Here is a 17370-nt window from a genome sequence, read left to right on the forward strand (position 1 = left end):
GGCTGTGGCAAGTTGTCACGCCGAAATTTATACATAAATCGCAGGCAATAAAAAACGCCCAGCTCCGTGAGGAGACTGGGCGTTTTTGTGGAACGTAAAGCGAATTAACGCTTCGAGTACTGCGGACGCTTACGCGCTTTACGCAGACCGACTTTCTTACGTTCAACTTCACGAGCATCGCGAGTCACGAAGCCAGCTTTGCGCAGAGCGCCACGCAGGGTTTCGTCGTACTGCATCAGAGCGCGAGTGATACCGTGGCGGATTGCGCCAGCTTGACCACTTACACCGCCACCGATAACGGTGACGTAGATGTCGAACTTTTCAACGGTCTCGGTCAGTTCCAGCGGCTGACGAACTACCATGCGGGCAGTTTCGCGGCCGAAGAAATTTTCCAGAGTGCGGTTGTTGATCGAGATGTTACCAGTGCCCGGACGCAGGAAAACGCGTGCGGTTGCGGTTTTGCGACGGCCAGTGCCGTAATTTTGAGTCGCCGACATAATGAACTATTCCGTTAAAACTTCAGTTCTTGGGGCTGCTGAGCAGCATGAGGGTGAGCAGCGCCCGCATAGACTTTCAGCTTGCGAAACATATCGCGACCCAGTGGGCCCTTCGGCAGCATGCCTTTAACCGCGATTTCAATCGGGGCCTCAGGCTTCTTGGCGATCAGACCTTCGAAATTAGAAGACTTGATGCCGCCTGGGAAACCGGAGTGACGGTAGTACATTTTGTCTTGCGCTTTGTTGCCGGTAACACGTACCTGCTCAGCGTTGATGATCACGATGTAGTCACCGGTGTCAACGTGAGGGGTGTATTCAGGCTTGTGCTTGCCACGCAGACGGCTGGCGACTTCAGTGGCCAGACGACCCAGAGTCTGACCAGCGGCGTCGACGACAAACCAGTCGCGCTGAACTGTTTCCGGTTTTGCAGTAAAAGTTGTCATTCTTTAATAGCCTCAGGGGCCGCCCTGTAAATTAGACGGCGGATCTTACTGAATAGTGCGTACTTTGACAAGTCAAAGGCAGCCGGATACAGACGCTATCGGGGGCTCGGGTCGGCGCGTCCGTTCAACGGCAAGATTCTTCGGCAGGCGGCGCATCACTTCCACTGCAGAAAGAGGTGGGCAATTATGCAGATTGCGAAAAAAAATTCAACCTGCTTTTATGATTGTTTTCCCCAAAGGAGCATCCGATGGATTATCGACAGCTGGGCCGTACCGATCTGAACGTAAGCGCGATAGCCTTGGGCACCATGACCTGGGGCGAGCAGAACAGCGAGGCAGAGGCCTTCGCACAGATCGAACGGGCCAAGGCCGCAGGGATCAACTTCCTCGACACGGCAGAAATGTACCCGGTGCCGCCCAAGGCCGATACCTATGCCACCACCGAGCGTTACATCGGTAATTACTTCAAAAGCCACGGCGACCGGGCCGACTGGATTCTCGCCAGCAAGATCGCCGGCCCCGGCAATACCATCGATTACATCCGCGGCGGCCACCCGCGCCACAACCGCAAGCAAATCGTCGACGCCCTGGATGCCAGCCTCAAGCGCCTGCAGACCGACTGGATCGACCTCTACCAATTGCATTGGCCGGAGCGCAGCACCAACTTCTTCGGCCAGTTGGGCTACAAGCACAAGGACGAAGACGACCTGACGCCGCTGGAGGAAACCCTCGAAGCGCTGGACGCGCAAGTGAAGGCCGGCAAGATCCGCCACATCGGCCTGTCCAACGAAACACCATGGGGCACCATGAAATTCCTCGCCCTGGCCGAAGCCCGTGGCTGGACCCGCGCAGTGTCGATCCAGAACCCCTACAACCTGCTCAACCGCAGCTTTGAAGTGGGCCTGGCGGAAATCGCGATTCGCGAACAGTGTGGCTTGCTGGCTTATTCGCCCCTGGCGTTCGGCATGCTCAGCGGCAAATACGAAGGCGGTGCACGCCCGGCAAAAGCCCGCCTGACGGAATACAGCCGCTTCAGCCGCTACTTCAACCCGCAGTCGGAAGCGGCGTGCAGCCGCTATGTGGCACTGGCCCGCGAACACGGCCTGGACCCGGCGCAGATGGCGTTGGCGTTCGTCACGCAGCAGCCGTTCGTGACCAGCAACATCATTGGTGCGACGAGCCTGGAGCAACTGGACAGCAACCTTGCCAGCGCTGACTTGAAACTGTCGAAAGAGGTGCTGGAGGGGATTGAGGCGATTCAGAAGGATCATCCTAATCCAGCACCTTGATTGATCTCTAGACCGCTATCGGGGGCAAGCCCCCTCCCACAGTTGACCGAGTTCACAAGTATAAGTGTGGGAGGGGGCTTGCCCCCGATGAGGCCCTCAGCCACACCACCGAAATCAAAGCGCCCGCGCAATAATCTCCTTCATGATCTCGTTGGTCCCCGCATAAATCCGCTGCACCCGCGCATCCGCCCAGGCGCGGGCGATCGGGTATTCCCACATGAAGCCGTAGCCGCCATGCAATTGCACGCACTCGTCGAGCACCTTGCATTGCAGGTCCGTGGCCCAGTACTTGGCCATCGCGGCGGTGGGCACGTCGAGCTTGCCCTCAAGGTGCAATGCCAGGCACTTATCGACGAACACGCGGCCGATCTGGATCTCGGTGGCCATCTCCGCCAATTTGAAGCGGGTGTTCTGGAAATCGGCAATCGCCTTGCCGAACGCCCTGCGCTCACGGGTGTAGTCGAGCGTCCATTGCAGCGCTGCTTCGGCTGACGACAGCGCGCCAATCGCCACGGTCAAGCGCTCCTGGGGCAACTCCTGCATCAAATAGGCAAAGCCCATGCCCGCCTGGCCCAGCAAGTTTTCCTTGGGTACACGGACATCCTGGAAGAACAGCTCAGAGGTGTCCTGGGCCTTCATGCCGACTTTCTCCAGGCGCTTGCCCTTATCGAAGCCCGGCGTGGCGGCCTCCACCAGGAACAGGCTGGTGCCCTTGGCGCCGGCCTTGGGGTCGGTCTTGGCGACCACGATCACCAGATCGGCGAGAAAGCCGTTGGTGATGAAGGTCTTGGAGCCGTTGATCACATACTCATCGCCGTCCAGCACTGCGCTGGTCTTGACCCCTTGCAGATCGGACCCGGCACCCGGCTCGGTCATTGCGATGGCCGTGACCATCTCGCCGGAGATCAATCTGGGCAGGTATTTGTGCTTCAACGCCTCACTGCCGTAATGCAGGATGTACGGCGCGACAATATCCGAATGCAGGGAGAAACCGATGCCGGTCAGCCCCAGACGGCTGATTTCTTCGATCACCACTGCGCTGTAAAGAAAGTCCGCACCCAGGCCGCCGTACTCCTCCGGCAGATGGGAGCACAACATCCCCGCCTCGCCGGCCTTGTTCCACAGCGTGCGGTCGATATAGCCCTGCTTCTCCCATTGCGCGTGGAACGGCGCGGCGTCTTTTTCAAGGAAGGTGCGCACGCTCTGGCGGAAGAGCTCGTGTTCCGAACTGAACAAGGTTCTGGGGATCATGGGTCACCTGCGTGGATTGTCGGACAAAGACGAACCACAGAGCCTATGCCCCGACGACGTCACGGGACACTGGACACATGCGACAAAAAATAAGACGATCCAGCCGTCTGGTGACCACTTTCCCCTATAAGAATAAATGAAATTATGTCTAACCAAATCTCCACGCCCCTGCGGCGCGTCAGCATTTTGGCCATTGATCGGGTATTCGCTTCCACCCTCATGCAAGCCAAGGATTTCTTCCACCTCGCCAGCCTGCGTTACGGCAAACAACAAGGCCTGGGCCTGACCCCCGCGTTCGAAACCCGCCTGGTCAGCCCCGACGGGCAATCGGCACACAGCTTCAGTGATGTGATCATGCCGATGGACGGCGGGCTGGAAGACGCCGACATCATCGTGCTACCGGCTTTCTGGGATGACTTCGACGCCCTGTGTACGCGTTACCCGCAAGTGCTGCCGTGGCTGCGTGAACAGCACGCCCGCGGCGCCGTAGTCTGCGGCGTAGCCAACGGGGTGTTCTGGCTGGCCGAAGCCGGGCTGCTCGATGGGAAGGAGGCGACGACCTACTGGCGTTTCTTCAATGCCTTCAGCGAGCGCTTCCCCAAGGTCCAACTTAACCAGGACAAGCACCTCACCGACGCCGACAACCTGTACTGCGCCGGCGGTACCACCTCCGCCTGCGACCTCTACATTTATTTGATCGAACGCTTCTGCGGCGCCAATATCGCCCAGGCCGTGGCCCGCGACATTCTTTACGAAGTGCAGCGTAGCTACTCGCCGGGACGGATCGGTTTCGGCGGGCAGAAGCTGCACCAGGACGTGATCATCCTGCAAATCCAGCACTGGCTCGAAGAACATTTCGCCGACAAGTTCCGCTTCGAGGACGTCGCCCGGGAACACGGCATGAGCATCCGCAACTTCATGCGCCGCTTCCAGACCGCCACCGGCGACAAACCGCTGCATTACCTGCAACGGCTGCGTATCGAGACGGCAAAAGGACTGCTTTCGGGCAGCCGCAAGAGCATCAAGACCATCAGTTATGAGGTGGGTTACGACGATGCGAGCTTCTTTGCGCGGTTGTTCAGGCAGCACACCGAGCTGTCACCGAACCAGTACCGCCAGCAGTTCCAGCAAGCCGCGTAATCAGGGCCGTACAAGGACCAAATGTGGGAGGGAGCTTGCTCCCTCCCACATTGGAGCTGCGTCGTGCTTAAGGCTTGTGCGCCCGCGACAGGAACTCGTGGGATTGCATTTCCAGCAAGCGGCTCAGGGTGCGCTGGAATTCAAAGTTCAAGCGACCGCCGGTGTAGAGGTCCTTGAGCTCGACTTCCGCCGAGATGATCAACTTGACGTTGCGGTCATAGAACTCGTCGACCATGTTGATAAAGCGGCGCGCGATGTCGTCGGTGCTGACGCTCATCTGCTCCACGCCACTGAGGATCACGGCGTGGAAGATCTTGCCCAGTTCGATGTAGTCGTTCTGGCTGCGCGGGCCGTCGCACAGTTCACGGAAGTCGAACCACGCCACGTCATCGCAGGTGCGCAAGGCGATGATTTCGCGGTTTTCGATGATCAACTTGTCGTTTTCCACCGCCTGGGTGCATTCCGGCGTGAGGGCGCGGAAGCTTTTGCGCAGGCTTTCTTGCGCCGCATCGTTGAGCGGGAAGTGGAACAACTCCGCTTGCTCCAGGTGCCGCAGGCGGTAATCGACGCCACTGTCGACGTTGACGATCTCGGTGTTCTGCTTGATCAGCGCAATGGCCGGCAGGAAGCGCGCGCGTTGCAGGCCATCCTTGTACAGGCCATCGGGCACGATGTTCGAGGTAGCGACCAGGGTCACGCCGTTCTTGAACAACTCTTCCATCAAGGTGCCGAGGATCATGGCGTCGGTGATGTCGGAGACGAAGAACTCATCGAAACAGATCACCCGCGCTTCTGCGGAGAACCGCTTGGCGATGATGGTCAGCGGGTTTTTCTCGCCCGGCAGGGTTTTCATCTCTTCGTGGACGCGCTTCATGAAGCGGTGGAAGTGCGTGCGGACCTTTTCCCTGAACGGCAACGCTTCGAAGAAGGTGTCCACCAGGTAGGTCTTGCCGCGACCGACGCCGCCCCAGAAGTACAGGCCCTTGACCGGCGTGTAGCCTTTCTTGCCAAACAACTTGCTGAACACCCCGGGTTTGCTCTGCGAGGCCGCGACCAGGTCTTCGTACAGGCGTTGCAAATGACGCACCGCCGTTTCCTGGGCCGCATCGTGGAAGAATTCAGGGCGTTTCAGATCAGCTTGATATCGTTCTAGGGGCGTCATAATTTCGTTAGCAAGGCAACAAAAACGGGCCGTCACTGTAACGACGGCCCCGGATAATGGCAATCAACCCTTGGTCGGGTTAATCCTCGAGGGGGGTCAATGCGACGCGCAGGGCTTCGATGGCGGCATCGCGCGACGCGGCATCGGCGAACGTAGCGCTGTCGGCCACTGCGGCGGCGTCCAGCCATACACTGAAGCTCAGGGCTTCAGTGCGCACGTCCAGCGCAGCGCCACTTTGCAATTGCTTGGTCACTGCGCCAGCCGCTTTGCCGTCGGCAAAATTGCGCGACAACAGCAGTTGCTCGCCATCGGCCGCCAGCAGGCGGAAGCGGAAGCTGCCGTCGTCTTCACGAAAGCTCACGAAGCGTGCAGCTTTGGCGGCCTTTTTCTTGGTGCTGACCGGCGCTGCGGCCTGGTTGACGAACGAACGCAGGCCCACTGCCTCACGCAGTTCGGCGAGGAACGGCGCGGCCACGGCGCGGGCTTTTTGGGCGCCGATCAGCAGCAGGTCTTCCATGTCCGCCGGGCGCGACATCAATTGGTGATAGCGCTCGCGGGCTTCACCCAGTTGACCGTCCAGCAGTTGGAACAGACGGTTCTTCGCCTCGCCCCAGCCCAGGCCTTGCAACAACTCGGCGCGAAATTCCTGTTCCTGGGCCTTGCTGGCAAACGCCTGGTACAAGGTGAACAGGTGCGAATTGTCCGGGTCTTTGGCTTCGCCGGGCGCGCGGGAGTCGGTGACGATCCGCGAGATCGCGTCTTTCATGTCCTTGGCGCTGCTGAACAACGGGATGGTGTTGTCGTAGCTCTTCGACATCTTGCGACCGTCCAGGCCCGGCAAGGTGGCGACGCTTTCTTCGATCAACGCCTCGGGCATGGTGAAGAATTCTTTACCGTTGCCGAACAGGTGGTTGAAGCGCTGGCCGATGTCGCGGGCCATTTCCACGTGCTGGATCTGGTCGCGACCCACCGGCACCTTGTGCGCGTTGAACATCAAAATGTCCGCCGCCATCAGCACCGGGTAGCTGTACAGGCCCATGGTGATGCCCGCATCCGGGTCTTCGCCGTTTTCCACGTTCTTGTCCACCGACGCTTTGTAGGCGTGGGCGCGGTTGAGCAGGCCCTTGGCGGCCACGCAAGTCAGCAGCCAGGTCAGCTCGGGGATCTCGGGGATGTCGGACTGGCGATAGAACGTCACCCGGTTCACATCCAGGCCACCGGCCAGCCAGGTCGCGGCGATTTCCATGCGCGAGCGCTGGATGCGCTGCGGGTCATCGCATTTGATCAGGGCGTGGTAGTCGGCCAGGAAGTAGAAGGAGTCGGCATTGGCGTCCTGACTGGCCAGGATCGCCGGGCGGATCGCCCCGGCGTAGTTGCCCAGGTGCGGCGTGCCGGTGGTGGTGATGCCGGTGAGGATACGGGTACGAGTCGTCATGGGTAATCGCTTATCAGACTGCTATCAATTCGAGAGGCGCGGCAGCACCAGATCCTTCAGATCGGTCAGCTTGCCATGAAAAAAGTGTCCGCATTCTGCCACTTTCAGCAGCTCATGGGGGCGTTTCAGGGCGGCGGACCAGTCATAGACCCGTTGCGGGTCGACGACTTCGTCGGTTTCCGGCTGGATCAGGGTCAACGGGCAGTTCTGGGGCAGCACGTCGGTATCGCCCAGACGCATCACCGCAGCGGCGACCATGAACAGGTGCGCGAGCTTTTCGCCCTTGGCTTCCAGACGGCCACCGAGGCTGGCGGCGACATAGCCACCAAAGGAAAAACCGAGCAAGGTGATGGGCAGGTCGGGATGCTTTTTGCGCAACCAGGTGGCGGCCGCTTCGGCATCGTCTACTTCACCGCTGGCCATGTCATGGGTGCCGGCGCTGGCACCGACGCCACGGTAATTGAAACGCAACGTGATCAAACCGGCATCGCGCGCGGTGCGTTGCAGGGTCGAAACGACTTTATTGAGCATCGTCCCACCCTGCACCGGATTCGGATGGCAGATCAGCGCCAGGCCACGTGGTTCGGGGTTGTCGAGGTACAGGGCTTCCAATTGGCCTACCGGGCCATCGATCAAAACAGGGGTTTCACGCATGAGCAAGGAATGAACTCCGTGACCTCTCAAAGGGTCGACTCGTCTAGCTAAAAGTCTGTGCATGGCATCATTGCGAGCTTAATCGCGGTATACAGCGCAGGTCCGAGCCGTTAACGTAAAGCAAAGCCGTTTATAGAGGAAGGACTCGTGGAACACTCGCTCTTAGTTTGGTTGTTGCCGACTCTTGCCCTGGTTGCCGGTGTCGCCATTGGATTCCTGGTTGCTCGCTTGCTGCCGAATGCCGCGCCTAACCGCACGCAGCGTCAGTTGGATGACATTCAGGAACGTTTTGACAGTTATCAGAACGAGGTTGTTACCCACTTCAACAGCACCGCGACCCTGGTCAAGAAGCTCACACAGAGCTACCAGGAAGTACAGGATCACCTCGCCGATGGCGCCAACCGCCTGGCGCTCGACGACATCACCCGTCAGCGCCTGCTGGCCGCGCTGCATTCCGATGCACCGCAGACCCCACGGGATCGCCTGACCCCGCCACGGGAAAACCAGGAGCCGCCACGGGACTACGCGCCAAAAACGCCGAACGCGCCAGGCATGCTGGATGAGCATTACGGCTTGAAGAAGTAAGTCTTTTCAGGCGCTGTAAAAAAAGCCCGGCTGATCGATGATCAGCCGGGCTTTTTGTTGGGCCTCAATCTCCAGAACGCTGGAGATCCAATATGGGAGGGAGCTTGCTCCCGATAGCGGCGGATCAGTTGATACATGGGCTGACTGACACACTGCTATCGGGAGCAAGCTCCCTCCCACACTGACCGAGTCCGGCCTCAGGAGACGGGCTGTTCCTGCAACAACCCACTGTCGATCCGCACATGCCGCCCATGGAAGCGCTTGAGGCTGCTGCGATGGCCGACACTGACGATGCTCAGCCCCGGCAGTTCATCGATCAACGCCTGGTACAACGTCGCCTCATCCTCTTCATCCATGGCCGAGGTCGCTTCGTCCATGTACAGCCACTGCGGCGCGAATAGCAGCGCGCGGGCAAACGCCAGGCGCTGCTGCTCGCCCGGCGAGAGCATGCGTTGCCAGTGATTGGCTTCCTCCAGTCGAGCGACCAGGTGCGGCAAACGGCAGGTTTGCAGGACCTGTGCATAACGTTCGTCCAGGTACACGCCGTCGTCCTGTGGATAACTCAACGCGGCCTTCAACGTGCCAATCGGCAGATACGGCTTCTGCGGCAGGAACAGGTAGCGCGCCGCCGGCAGGCGAATGCTGCCGTGGCCCGCCGGCCACAGTTGGCCCATGGCACGCAGCAACGTACTTTTACCGCTGCCGGAACGCCCGCTGAGCATCAGGCGCTGGCCCGGCTCGACGATCATGTCGGCGTCGGCGAGCAAGTGGCGACCATCGGCCAGATCCATGCCGAGCTTCTCTACCACCAGGCGCTCGCCTTCCGGGCGCACGTCGATGGCCGCAGGGCGCTGCTCGTTATCGCTCATGGCCTGCTGGAAACTCAGCAGACGATCACTGGTGGCGCGCCAACTGGCCAGCTCCGTGTACGCGCTGATAAACCAGCTGAAGTTGTCTTGGACGTTGCCGAACGCCGAGTTGATTTGCATCAGCTCGCCCAACTCGATCTTGCCGGCGAAGTAGCGCGGCGCGGCGACGATAAACGGAAAGATGATTGCGATCTGGCCGTAGCCGGCAGTGAAGAAGGTCAGGCGCTTGGACACTTTCATGATGTCCCAGAAGTTATGCCAGACCCGGCCGAAGCGTTGGCTCAAACGTCGATTTTCATTCGGCTCGCCGTTGTACAAGGCGATGCTCTCGGCGTTCTCGCGCACCCGCACCATGGAAAAACGCAAGTCCGCTTCAAAGCGTTGCTGCTGGTTGTTCAGCCCAATCAAGCGACGGCCGATCAGGTGCGTCAGCCAACTGCCCACGGCGGCATAAAGCAAAGCACACCAGAACATGTAGCCGGGGATGGTGAAGCCAAACACTTCGATACTGCCCGACACGCCCCACAGGATGATGGAAAACGACACCAGGCTGACCACGTTGCGCAGCAGCCCCACCCCCAAGTTCAAGGTGCTGGAGGTGAAGGTATTGAGGTCTTCGGAAATCCGCTGGTCCGGGTTGTCGGTGTAACCGCCCTGCTCCATCTGGTAGTAGTTTTTATCGCTGAGCCAACGCGCGAAGTGTTTTTCGGTCAGCCAGGCACGCCAGCGGATGGTCAGCATCTGGGTCAGGTACAAGCGGTAAACCGCACCGAGGATGGCCACCGCAGCGATACCGCCGAAATAGCCAATCAGCTGCCAGAAAGCCGCCGTGTCCTTATGTTCCAGGGCGTTGTAGAAATCCTTGTACCAGTGGTTGATCCACACGGAGATCGCGACGCTGAACAGTGACAAACCAATCACCGCCACCAGCAACAACCAGGCCTTGCCCTTCTCTTCACTGCGCCAATAGGGCGTGATCATCGCCCAGGTTCGGCGAAAAAAGTGCCCATGCACCGCGTCGTTGACCGCGGAGTACTCAGCGTTCTGATTCATCGTTCAGGCCCTGTAAGAAAATGTAACAGGCGTTTGAACCGATCATAGACGATCGGTTCAAGGTGCCGTGCGGCCTGAATCAGATTGTTCAGCCGGCGTTCAGCGCCGTACCGGGCGCTTCTGCAACTTACGTTGCAGGGTACGACGGTGCATGCCCAGGGCACGGGCGGTGGCCGAGATATTGCCTTCGTGCTCGGTCAGCACACGCTGGATGTGTTCCCACTGCAGGCGGTCCACCGACATTGGGTTTTCCGGCACCAGGGTGTCGAGGTCGGCGTGCTCGGAGAGCAAGGCAGCCAGCACGTCGTCGGCGTCCGCCGGTTTGCACAGGTAGTTGCAGGCGCCGCGCTTGATGGCTTCGACGGCGGTGGCGATGCTGGAATAACCGGTGAGGATTACCACGCGCATTTCCGGATCGAGTTCGAGCAGCTTGGGCAGCAGCACCAGGCCGGAGTCGCCGTCCATTTTCAAGTCGAGCGCGGCGTAGTCCGGCAAGTCGGCCTGGGCGATGCTCAGGCCTTCTTCTGCGGAACCTGCCGTGCTGACGCGGAAACCGCGACGGCTCATGGCACGCGCCATGACGCGGGTAAAGGTAGCGTCATCATCTACCAGCAACAGGTGCGGCAGTTCTTCGCCTTCGACTTGGATCTCGTCACTCATCGATATCTCCTCGTGCGACACGGGGTAGGCGCAGCTCGGTGAGCGTGCCGCCTTCCTCATGACTATAGAGCTTCACTGAGCCGCCCGCGCGGGTCACGCTGGCCTTGCTCAAAAACAGGCCGAGGCCGAAGCCTTTGCCCTTGGTGGTAAAGAACGGTTTACCGATCTGCTCGGCGATGGCCAGCGGCACGCCGGCGCCGTGGTCACGAATGCTGATGGTCAGGTCTTCGGTATTCCAGTCCAACTGCACTTCGAGGCCTTCGGGGCAGGCATCGGCGGCATTGTTCAGCAGGTTGAGCAGGGCTTGGGTCAAGTCCGGCGGCGGCGCCAAGCGCGGCACGCTGCCCTGCCCCAGCAGGTGGAAACGGTAACTGGCTTCGGGACGCATCAAGTGCCAGCGGTTCAAGGCTTCGTCGAGCCACTGGGTCACGTCCTGCATCTCCACCGCCAGGCGGCGATTGGCTTCGGCGGCGCGCACCAGTTGCTGCAAGGTTTGCTTGCACTGCTTGACCTGTTCGCGCAGCACGCCGAGATCTTCTTGCAGTGCCGGGTCGTGATGGTCCTGGGTCATTTCGTTGAGCAGTACGCTCATGGTCGCCAGGGGTGTGCCCAACTCATGGGCCGCACCGGCGGCCTGGGTGGCGACAGCCAGCAGTTGCTGGTCGCGCAGGCCTTCTTCGCGGCGAATGGCACGCAACTCTTCCTGGCGGCGCAGTTCTTCGGCCATGCGGGCGGCAAAAAAGGTGATGACGGCAGCGGACAGCGCGAAGCTCAGCCACATCCCGTAGATCTGCAGGTTTTCCCGGGCGATGGGGAACGTCTGCAACGGGTAGAACTGCGCCAGCAGCAAGGTGTACAGGGTCAGGGCAATGCCGGAAAGCACCACCGAGTAGCGCCACGGCAAGGTCACGGCCGCGATGGTCAGGGGCACCAGGTAATACGAAACAAACGGATTGGTGGAACCGCCGGAGAAATACAGCAACACACTGTGGATAAACAGGTCGCAGGCCAACTGCAGGGCGTACTCCAGCTCGGTCACCGGCCAGGTGGTGCGCAACCGGATGGCGGTAAACACACACAGCACGGTGGAAAAGCCCAGGGTCACGCTCAGTTGCAGCCATGGCAGCGCCAGCAGGTCGAACCAATAGGCAAGCCCGACCGAACCGGCCTGCGCGGCCAGCACCAGGGTGCGAATGAACGTCAGGCGCCAGAGGTTCTGGCGGGTGGCGGAAGTCAGTTTTACGACGGCGAGCATGAGCTCTCCCGGTGAGCGCTGCAGGCGGATCGGCAGGAGTATAAACGAAGCAGACACGCTGGCACGGCGTGTGTGGCTCTTTGACGCAGGCGCGGTAAATTACCGTTCGTCGGCGCCACGACAATGTGTAGCGAATGTGTAAACCCGAAGAACCCGACACCACCGTCTACAGTCATATCGACACGAACATCCCAAGGAGCTTCCATGTCCCGTTTCATTCGCAATGCTGCCGTTCTCACCCTCAGCGCCGGGGTCCTGACCAGCCTTCCGGCCATCGCCGCCGATGAACTGCATTACAACCAGATTTCCCTGCGTGCCGAGGTCAGCCAGGAAGTGGCACGCGACCAGATGATCGTCACCCTCTACACCGAATCCCAAAACACCGACCCGGGCAAGCTCGCCGCGGAAATCACCACCACCATGAACAAGGCCCTGGCCCAGGCTCGCGAAGTCAAAAGCGTGACCCTGCGCCAGGGTAGCCGCAACAGCTACCCGATCTACGACAACAAGAACCAGAAAATCACCGGCTGGCGCGAACGTGCCGAACTGCGCATGGAAAGCTCGGACTTTGCCGCCTTGTCCAAGCTCACTGGCGAAATGCTGACCCACCTGAAGATGAACAGCATGGACTTCGCCATCGCCAACCCGACCCGCAAGGCCAGCGAGGATGCACTGCTCAAAGACGCCGTCAACGCGTTCAAGGCGCGTGCGCAACTGGCCACCGATGCGTTGGGCGGCAAGGGTTACAAGATCGTCAACCTGAACTTCAACACCAATGGTTATCCACAGCCTTACGCGCGCGGCGCCATGATGATGAAAGCCGCAGAGATGGACTCGGCGCCGACGCCGGAAGTGGAAGCCGGCACCAGCCAGGTCAGTATGTCGGCGGAGGGGGTCATCGAAGTGCTTCAATAACCCTCCCACGAACCCAAAAAACGGCGCGACCTCAGGCTCGCGCCGTTTTTTTGTGAATGGCAATCAGCAGTAACCCCCGCTGACATCTAGCGTGGAATCGTTTTCTCGATTTTCGGCACACATCAGTACCCTCAGATAAACAAGGAGTGATCTGCGGGCGTGTATCCACATCACTACCGAGAACTCCAACGATGACACTTTCCGTCGTAAACCCAGCGTCGACCAAAACCTTCACCCCCAGCCCGTCAGCCGCCTCGGATACTTCATCCGACTCCGCCACGCCCTCTACCCCGCGCGCGCCTGGCGATAGCCAATTGGTGCAAAACTTCCTCAGTGCGCTCAACAGCACAAGAGGCGAATACGCCGCCCCGATTCAAATCCCGCCAAACTCCACACTGGGACAGTGGCGAACCCAATTGGCCATCGCGCTAAACAACCCCGACTTTCAAAGCTGGATAAAGAGCAAAGGCATTGCGCCCGCAAGCATCGTGATTCTTCCCGACAGTGGTGCAATTTCGGCCGCCATTCACGGCCAGCGCCGCACGTTCAGCCTGACCGATAGCTCCGGCTGGTCAACGGTTGCAGGCCCCATATTGTCGGCGAGCACGGTCATCGCCAGTGGCGGCGCGGCCCCCGTTCACTATAACGATGCCCTGCGCGATACGTTCGAGCTGGGCAAAGTTGCGCATTTCTATGGTTTGCCAGACCTGACAAAGGCCACGACAGACACGCTTGAACGGACCCACGCCTTTGCCGCACCCGCGCCAACCGACACTTACCGTTCCCCCTCCATACGCGGGGAACAGGCGCTATCAGAGCAGCAACGCACAGTCGCAGATATTTACAAGCGCCATGAGGCCACTGCCAACCCTGCCGCACCGGGTGACGCCGCACTGGTGGAAGGTTTCACCCGCGAATGGCAGAAAAAGATCGATGGCCTCCCGGTGGGGCTGATTGCGGTGCCGCCCCAGACGGTTCTAGGGCAATGGCTGGGCCACTATCGCAACGTATTCGAAGGCCCGGTGGTGCAGAACTGGTTACGCGAACAGAAAGTCGATCCTGCCACGGTGAAAATCGTTCCATCCACCGGCGCCATGTCGGCCAAGGTCGACGGGGTTGAAAAGCAGTTTTCGCTCAACGACACTTCGGGCTGGAGACAAGTCGCCGGGCCGTTGCTCGACGCCGCCAGCGTCATTGCGCCTGCCCCAAAACAATCCCTGAACCTGAGCTTCGGCGCAGGGTCTATCGGCGCGTCAATGAAGACGATCGCGACGTTTTATGGCGAACCCAATTCCGCCAACGTCGGCCAGAGCCAGCAGCGCGTGCTCCAGTTAAATCGCCAGAAAACCTTCGACGCCCCGCCAAACGAAAAGCAATCCATAGGCGCGCTTGAAACACAGCGCGCCGCTGCCGGGCAGTTTTATACCCAGGCGCCTCAAAAACTGGCCTACACCAAGCTGGCAACAGGCGTGGCGCAAGCGATGCCAAACCTGCGCGCGCAGGCCAAACAACTGGCGCAGAACATCCTCCGGGAGCATTTACCCAAGGACCAACTGGCCAAACTGGAACCGTTGGACGCCGACAAACTGTACCTGCATCGTTTTCATGGCGGCGTGACGGAAGCACGCGCGCGGTCAGGTTGGGAGCACCCCGGTGAGGAGCCTCACAACTCGAAAACCCTGACGGAGGCGGTACTGAATAACTTCTCCGAACATGACTGGGACCCCGGCGAGCTGGATAGCAACGGCGGCATCTATACCGAAGGTCCAGGGCAGAGCAAGAAAAACGGCTACGGCGCGCACAACGAATTCCCCTTCTCCCCTTCCGTCTTCATGCGTGGCGTATGGAGTGCCAACTTCCAGGATATCGCCACGAAAAAAATCGACGAGTTCTGGAACACTCACGAAAGCGATTTTCGTGCGGTGGCAAAAGGCGAATTCGTCAATCAGGCCCGCCAGCAGTTGAAGGCCATTGAGGCCAAGTCCCCGACCGAACAGGCGCTGTTGGCCGACGAACATAAATTCAGCCGTGATGACTATAAATTGGTGATGGGGGCGGCCTCTAATGTTGCCGTTGATGAAAATACCTCCATCACCGTTGACCAACTACGCGCTGAGGCACCGGCAAAAGGCAAACTTCGGGCACATGCCTTCGATATAAACGGTTATCCCAGCAACATCATTCGATTTGCCGATCTGGATGACGGCCAATACAACTACGAGAACAACCGGCGAGACGGCAGGCAAATACTCTGGCTTCCGGGCGCCACCCCAGCGTTTTTACGCTTCGACTCGCTGAAGAAAATGGACGACTGGGTGGTCGATCAAGCCAAGGACCCGCAAAAACGCGCAGCCCTGGCCTCACACTTTTCCGCCTATATCCGTCAGGACGGCGGTGCATTCGGCAAGTATGGCGTGGACTCTTCATTGGCCCATCTCGCCAGCGGCGACTGGGAGAACTGGGAAGGCAAAACCATCGACCGCGGCGATATTAAAATCGAGAAGGACGTCTTTACGCACCTCAAGGACGAGGCGAAAGCGCGCATGACCAGCGATGCCGATACTGCGATCAAATCCAACAGCGAGGTCAGCCGGGATACCTGGCTCAATGACATTTCGGTGGGTGCGCAACTCTTTGCCAAACTGGCGCCCCTTGGCTGGCCGCTCGCCGCTGCAGCGGTCGGTACCGGCCTTACGGAAGTCGCGTTGGGCGCTGAAAAAGCCGGGTCGGGCGATACCCAGGCAGAACGTAAAGATGGCGCCTGGAAAACCTTCGACGGCACACTTAACACGCTGTTTTCGGCGGGCGCCAGCGGGGCGGCGAAAGATCCGTTTAAACTGCCGCAAGAAAAACTCCCGACGCCAGGGGCACCGGTCCCGCCCATTGATGAAAACCCAATCCATACAACGCAGACGGGTGGATCAGGCATCCCTCCCATCCTGAATACAGCGCCTTTTACGGCCAACCGCTTCCGGACGCCTTCATCCGGCCTCGTGAAAATGAGCGAGCATGCCGTGCCTAATGGCGAGCAATTCATCGCCAATACCACGCCCGATGCGCTGGGTGTTTATCGAGTCACGGACAGCGAGGGCAAGCGCTGGAACTTTGTCCGTCATACCGATGAAACCGGCAGCAGCAAGGTATTCGAGATCGAAAGCCGTTACCGGATGGGGGATAGCGCAACGTCGATTATCAGCCCTGCGACCGGCAGGGCGGTGATGCGCGTCCATCCTGGCCGTGACGGCGAATGGGTAAGGGCGCCGGCAGATGGCGGCATGAAATGGCCATGGCAACGCTCGGTTTCGCCGACGCCAAGTACCGAAGCCAAGCTCTCGCCAATGATTTCAGACCAGTTCCTGGAACTGGATGGCTCGAAAATGAAGGGGGCCGACATACTGGACAAATACTTCAATCTTAATGAACACGGTTATACCTACGGCATTGTCGTGAACGATGAAGGTAACACCCTACCGCAAATCTCCTGGACAACCGAAGAGAACCCAGCCAAGGCCACACTGCCCCCAAAAGCCAGCGCTTCGACGTTAGGCACAAGCGATTACAGTGAGCAGTTCATTAAAGATATCAATCGCAGCAAGTTCACAATACAAACACCGGATGGCATCGCACTGGAAATTGACATCGCCAAGCAGCAGCAGGAAGCAGGCAAGAAATTCTCAACCGACGAACTCAATGAAGCCATACAAAAAAATGTCGAGGCCCTTGAAAGAGTCATTCCTGATCCCGCACTAAGAGCACGAGTGTCTGAAGTTGCCAATCAATGGCTGCTAGGCGCTGCCCCGGATGAATTTCAGAGTTCTCGATTCAAAGGCACCGTCTTTGGTAGCGGACGTGATCCACATTACTACATCCACTATGACCCGGCAGAAGGTGTCACCACTGTCACCGCAAAATCCGATTTCATCGTTACCAAACTAGACGAACAGGATGGTGAACTCGAACCTATTACTGACATCCATGCAAAAGCCTCAAGGACGATAACGATACGAGCCAGCAATGAAATTGGCAGCGACGGTTATGTCATAGAACCCTCGGCGCCTACACGTATAGAAATCACACCGACGCTGAACTGATAAGCACCCATCCACTATCTGCTCCCCCCTGAACGGCGGTAACCTCGGTGACCGCCGTTTTTTCTTTTGGG

Annotated in this window: 14 protein-coding genes; 5 read left to right on the forward strand and 9 right to left on the reverse strand. The window is 59.2% G+C overall.

Translation table 11 applies throughout. The annotated features are described in order from the left end of the window. Positions 1 to 104: 104 nt before the first annotated feature. Both rpsI and rplM read right to left on the reverse strand, forming a co-directional pair. A complete protein-coding gene (gene rpsI, locus L9Z73_RS00095; RefSeq protein ID WP_003216038.1) occupies positions 105 to 497 on the reverse strand; it encodes a 30S ribosomal protein S9 in 393 nt (130 codons plus the stop codon). Positions 498 to 511: 14 nt separating this feature from the next. Continuing rightward, complete coding sequence (gene rplM / locus L9Z73_RS00100) at positions 512 to 940, reverse strand: 50S ribosomal protein L13 (protein WP_010568039.1); 429 nt, start codon at positions 938 to 940, stop codon at positions 512 to 514. A gap of 248 nt (positions 941 to 1188) precedes the next feature. Between rplM and L9Z73_RS00105 the strand changes: the two genes are divergently transcribed. Then, entirely contained in the window at positions 1189 to 2229 is a 1041-nt protein-coding gene (locus L9Z73_RS00105; protein ID WP_247395493.1) for an NADP(H)-dependent aldo-keto reductase, read from the forward strand. A 114-nt stretch (positions 2230 to 2343) separates the two neighbouring features. Here L9Z73_RS00105 and L9Z73_RS00110 read toward each other — a convergent pair whose 3' ends face one another. Beyond that, entirely contained in the window at positions 2344 to 3480 is a 1137-nt protein-coding gene (locus L9Z73_RS00110) for an acyl-CoA dehydrogenase family protein (protein ID WP_247395494.1), read from the reverse strand. A 219-nt stretch (positions 3481 to 3699) separates the two neighbouring features. Between L9Z73_RS00110 and L9Z73_RS00115 the strand changes: the two genes are divergently transcribed. Continuing rightward, positions 3700 to 4620: a GlxA family transcriptional regulator gene (locus L9Z73_RS00115; protein WP_247395536.1), complete on the forward strand. Its 921-nt coding sequence runs from the start codon at positions 3700 to 3702 to the stop codon at positions 4618 to 4620. A 67-nt stretch (positions 4621 to 4687) separates the two neighbouring features. On the opposite strand, the gene zapE is transcribed toward L9Z73_RS00115, so the two are convergent. The 3 genes from zapE to L9Z73_RS00130 form a co-directional block, all read right to left on the reverse strand. After that, complete coding sequence (zapE, locus tag L9Z73_RS00120; RefSeq protein WP_247395495.1) at positions 4688 to 5782, reverse strand: cell division protein ZapE; 1095 nt, start codon at positions 5780 to 5782, stop codon at positions 4688 to 4690. 79 nt (positions 5783 to 5861) lie between these two features. Further along, complete coding sequence (locus L9Z73_RS00125) at positions 5862 to 7217, reverse strand: tryptophan--tRNA ligase (protein ID WP_247395496.1); 1356 nt, start codon at positions 7215 to 7217, stop codon at positions 5862 to 5864. Positions 7218 to 7241: 24 nt separating this feature from the next. After that, the gene (locus L9Z73_RS00130) at positions 7242 to 7871 is read right to left on the reverse strand and encodes an alpha/beta hydrolase (protein ID WP_247395537.1); all 630 of its coding nucleotides are present in this window, start codon (positions 7869 to 7871) and stop codon (positions 7242 to 7244) included. A gap of 147 nt (positions 7872 to 8018) precedes the next feature. Here L9Z73_RS00130 and L9Z73_RS00135 point away from each other — a divergent pair, with 147 nt between their 5' ends. After that, a complete protein-coding gene (locus tag L9Z73_RS00135) occupies positions 8019 to 8456 on the forward strand; it encodes a YhcB family protein (protein WP_247395497.1) in 438 nt (145 codons plus the stop codon). Between the two features lie 197 nt (positions 8457 to 8653). Here the strand turns inward: L9Z73_RS00135 and L9Z73_RS00140 are convergent, their stop codons facing one another. The 3 genes from L9Z73_RS00140 to L9Z73_RS00150 all read right to left on the reverse strand — a co-directional run bounded on the left by L9Z73_RS00140 (position 8654) and on the right by L9Z73_RS00150 (position 12293). Continuing rightward, positions 8654 to 10378, reverse strand: coding sequence for an ABC transporter ATP-binding protein/permease (locus tag L9Z73_RS00140; protein WP_247395498.1), 1725 nt, complete (start codon positions 10376 to 10378; stop codon positions 8654 to 8656). A gap of 99 nt (positions 10379 to 10477) precedes the next feature. After that, on the reverse strand, positions 10478 to 11038 hold the full coding sequence (locus L9Z73_RS00145) for a response regulator transcription factor (RefSeq protein ID WP_004372278.1): 561 nt from the start codon (positions 11036 to 11038) through the stop codon (positions 10478 to 10480). Next, positions 11031 to 12293 carry an ATP-binding protein gene (locus L9Z73_RS00150; protein WP_247395499.1) on the reverse strand — a complete coding sequence of 421 codons (1263 nt, stop codon included), beginning with the start codon at positions 12291 to 12293 and terminating at the stop codon, positions 11031 to 11033. Before L9Z73_RS00150 ends, L9Z73_RS00145 begins: the two co-directional genes overlap by 8 nt. Before the next feature lie 204 nt (positions 12294 to 12497). On the opposite strand from L9Z73_RS00150, the gene L9Z73_RS00155 reads away from it, so the two are divergent. Beyond that, positions 12498 to 13208 (forward strand): SIMPL domain-containing protein, encoded by a 711-nt coding sequence (locus L9Z73_RS00155; protein ID WP_247395500.1) that lies wholly within the window; start codon positions 12498 to 12500, stop codon positions 13206 to 13208. 191 nt (positions 13209 to 13399) lie between these two features. After that, the gene (locus L9Z73_RS00160) at positions 13400 to 17299 is read left to right on the forward strand and encodes a dermonecrotic toxin domain-containing protein (protein ID WP_247395502.1); all 3900 of its coding nucleotides are present in this window, start codon (positions 13400 to 13402) and stop codon (positions 17297 to 17299) included. The last annotated feature ends 71 nt before the right edge of the window (positions 17300 to 17370 follow it).

The sequence above is a fragment of the Pseudomonas emilianonis genome (genome assembly GCF_023072625.1).
GTDB classification, from domain to species: Bacteria; Pseudomonadota; Gammaproteobacteria; order Pseudomonadales; family Pseudomonadaceae; genus Aquipseudomonas; species Aquipseudomonas paraveronii.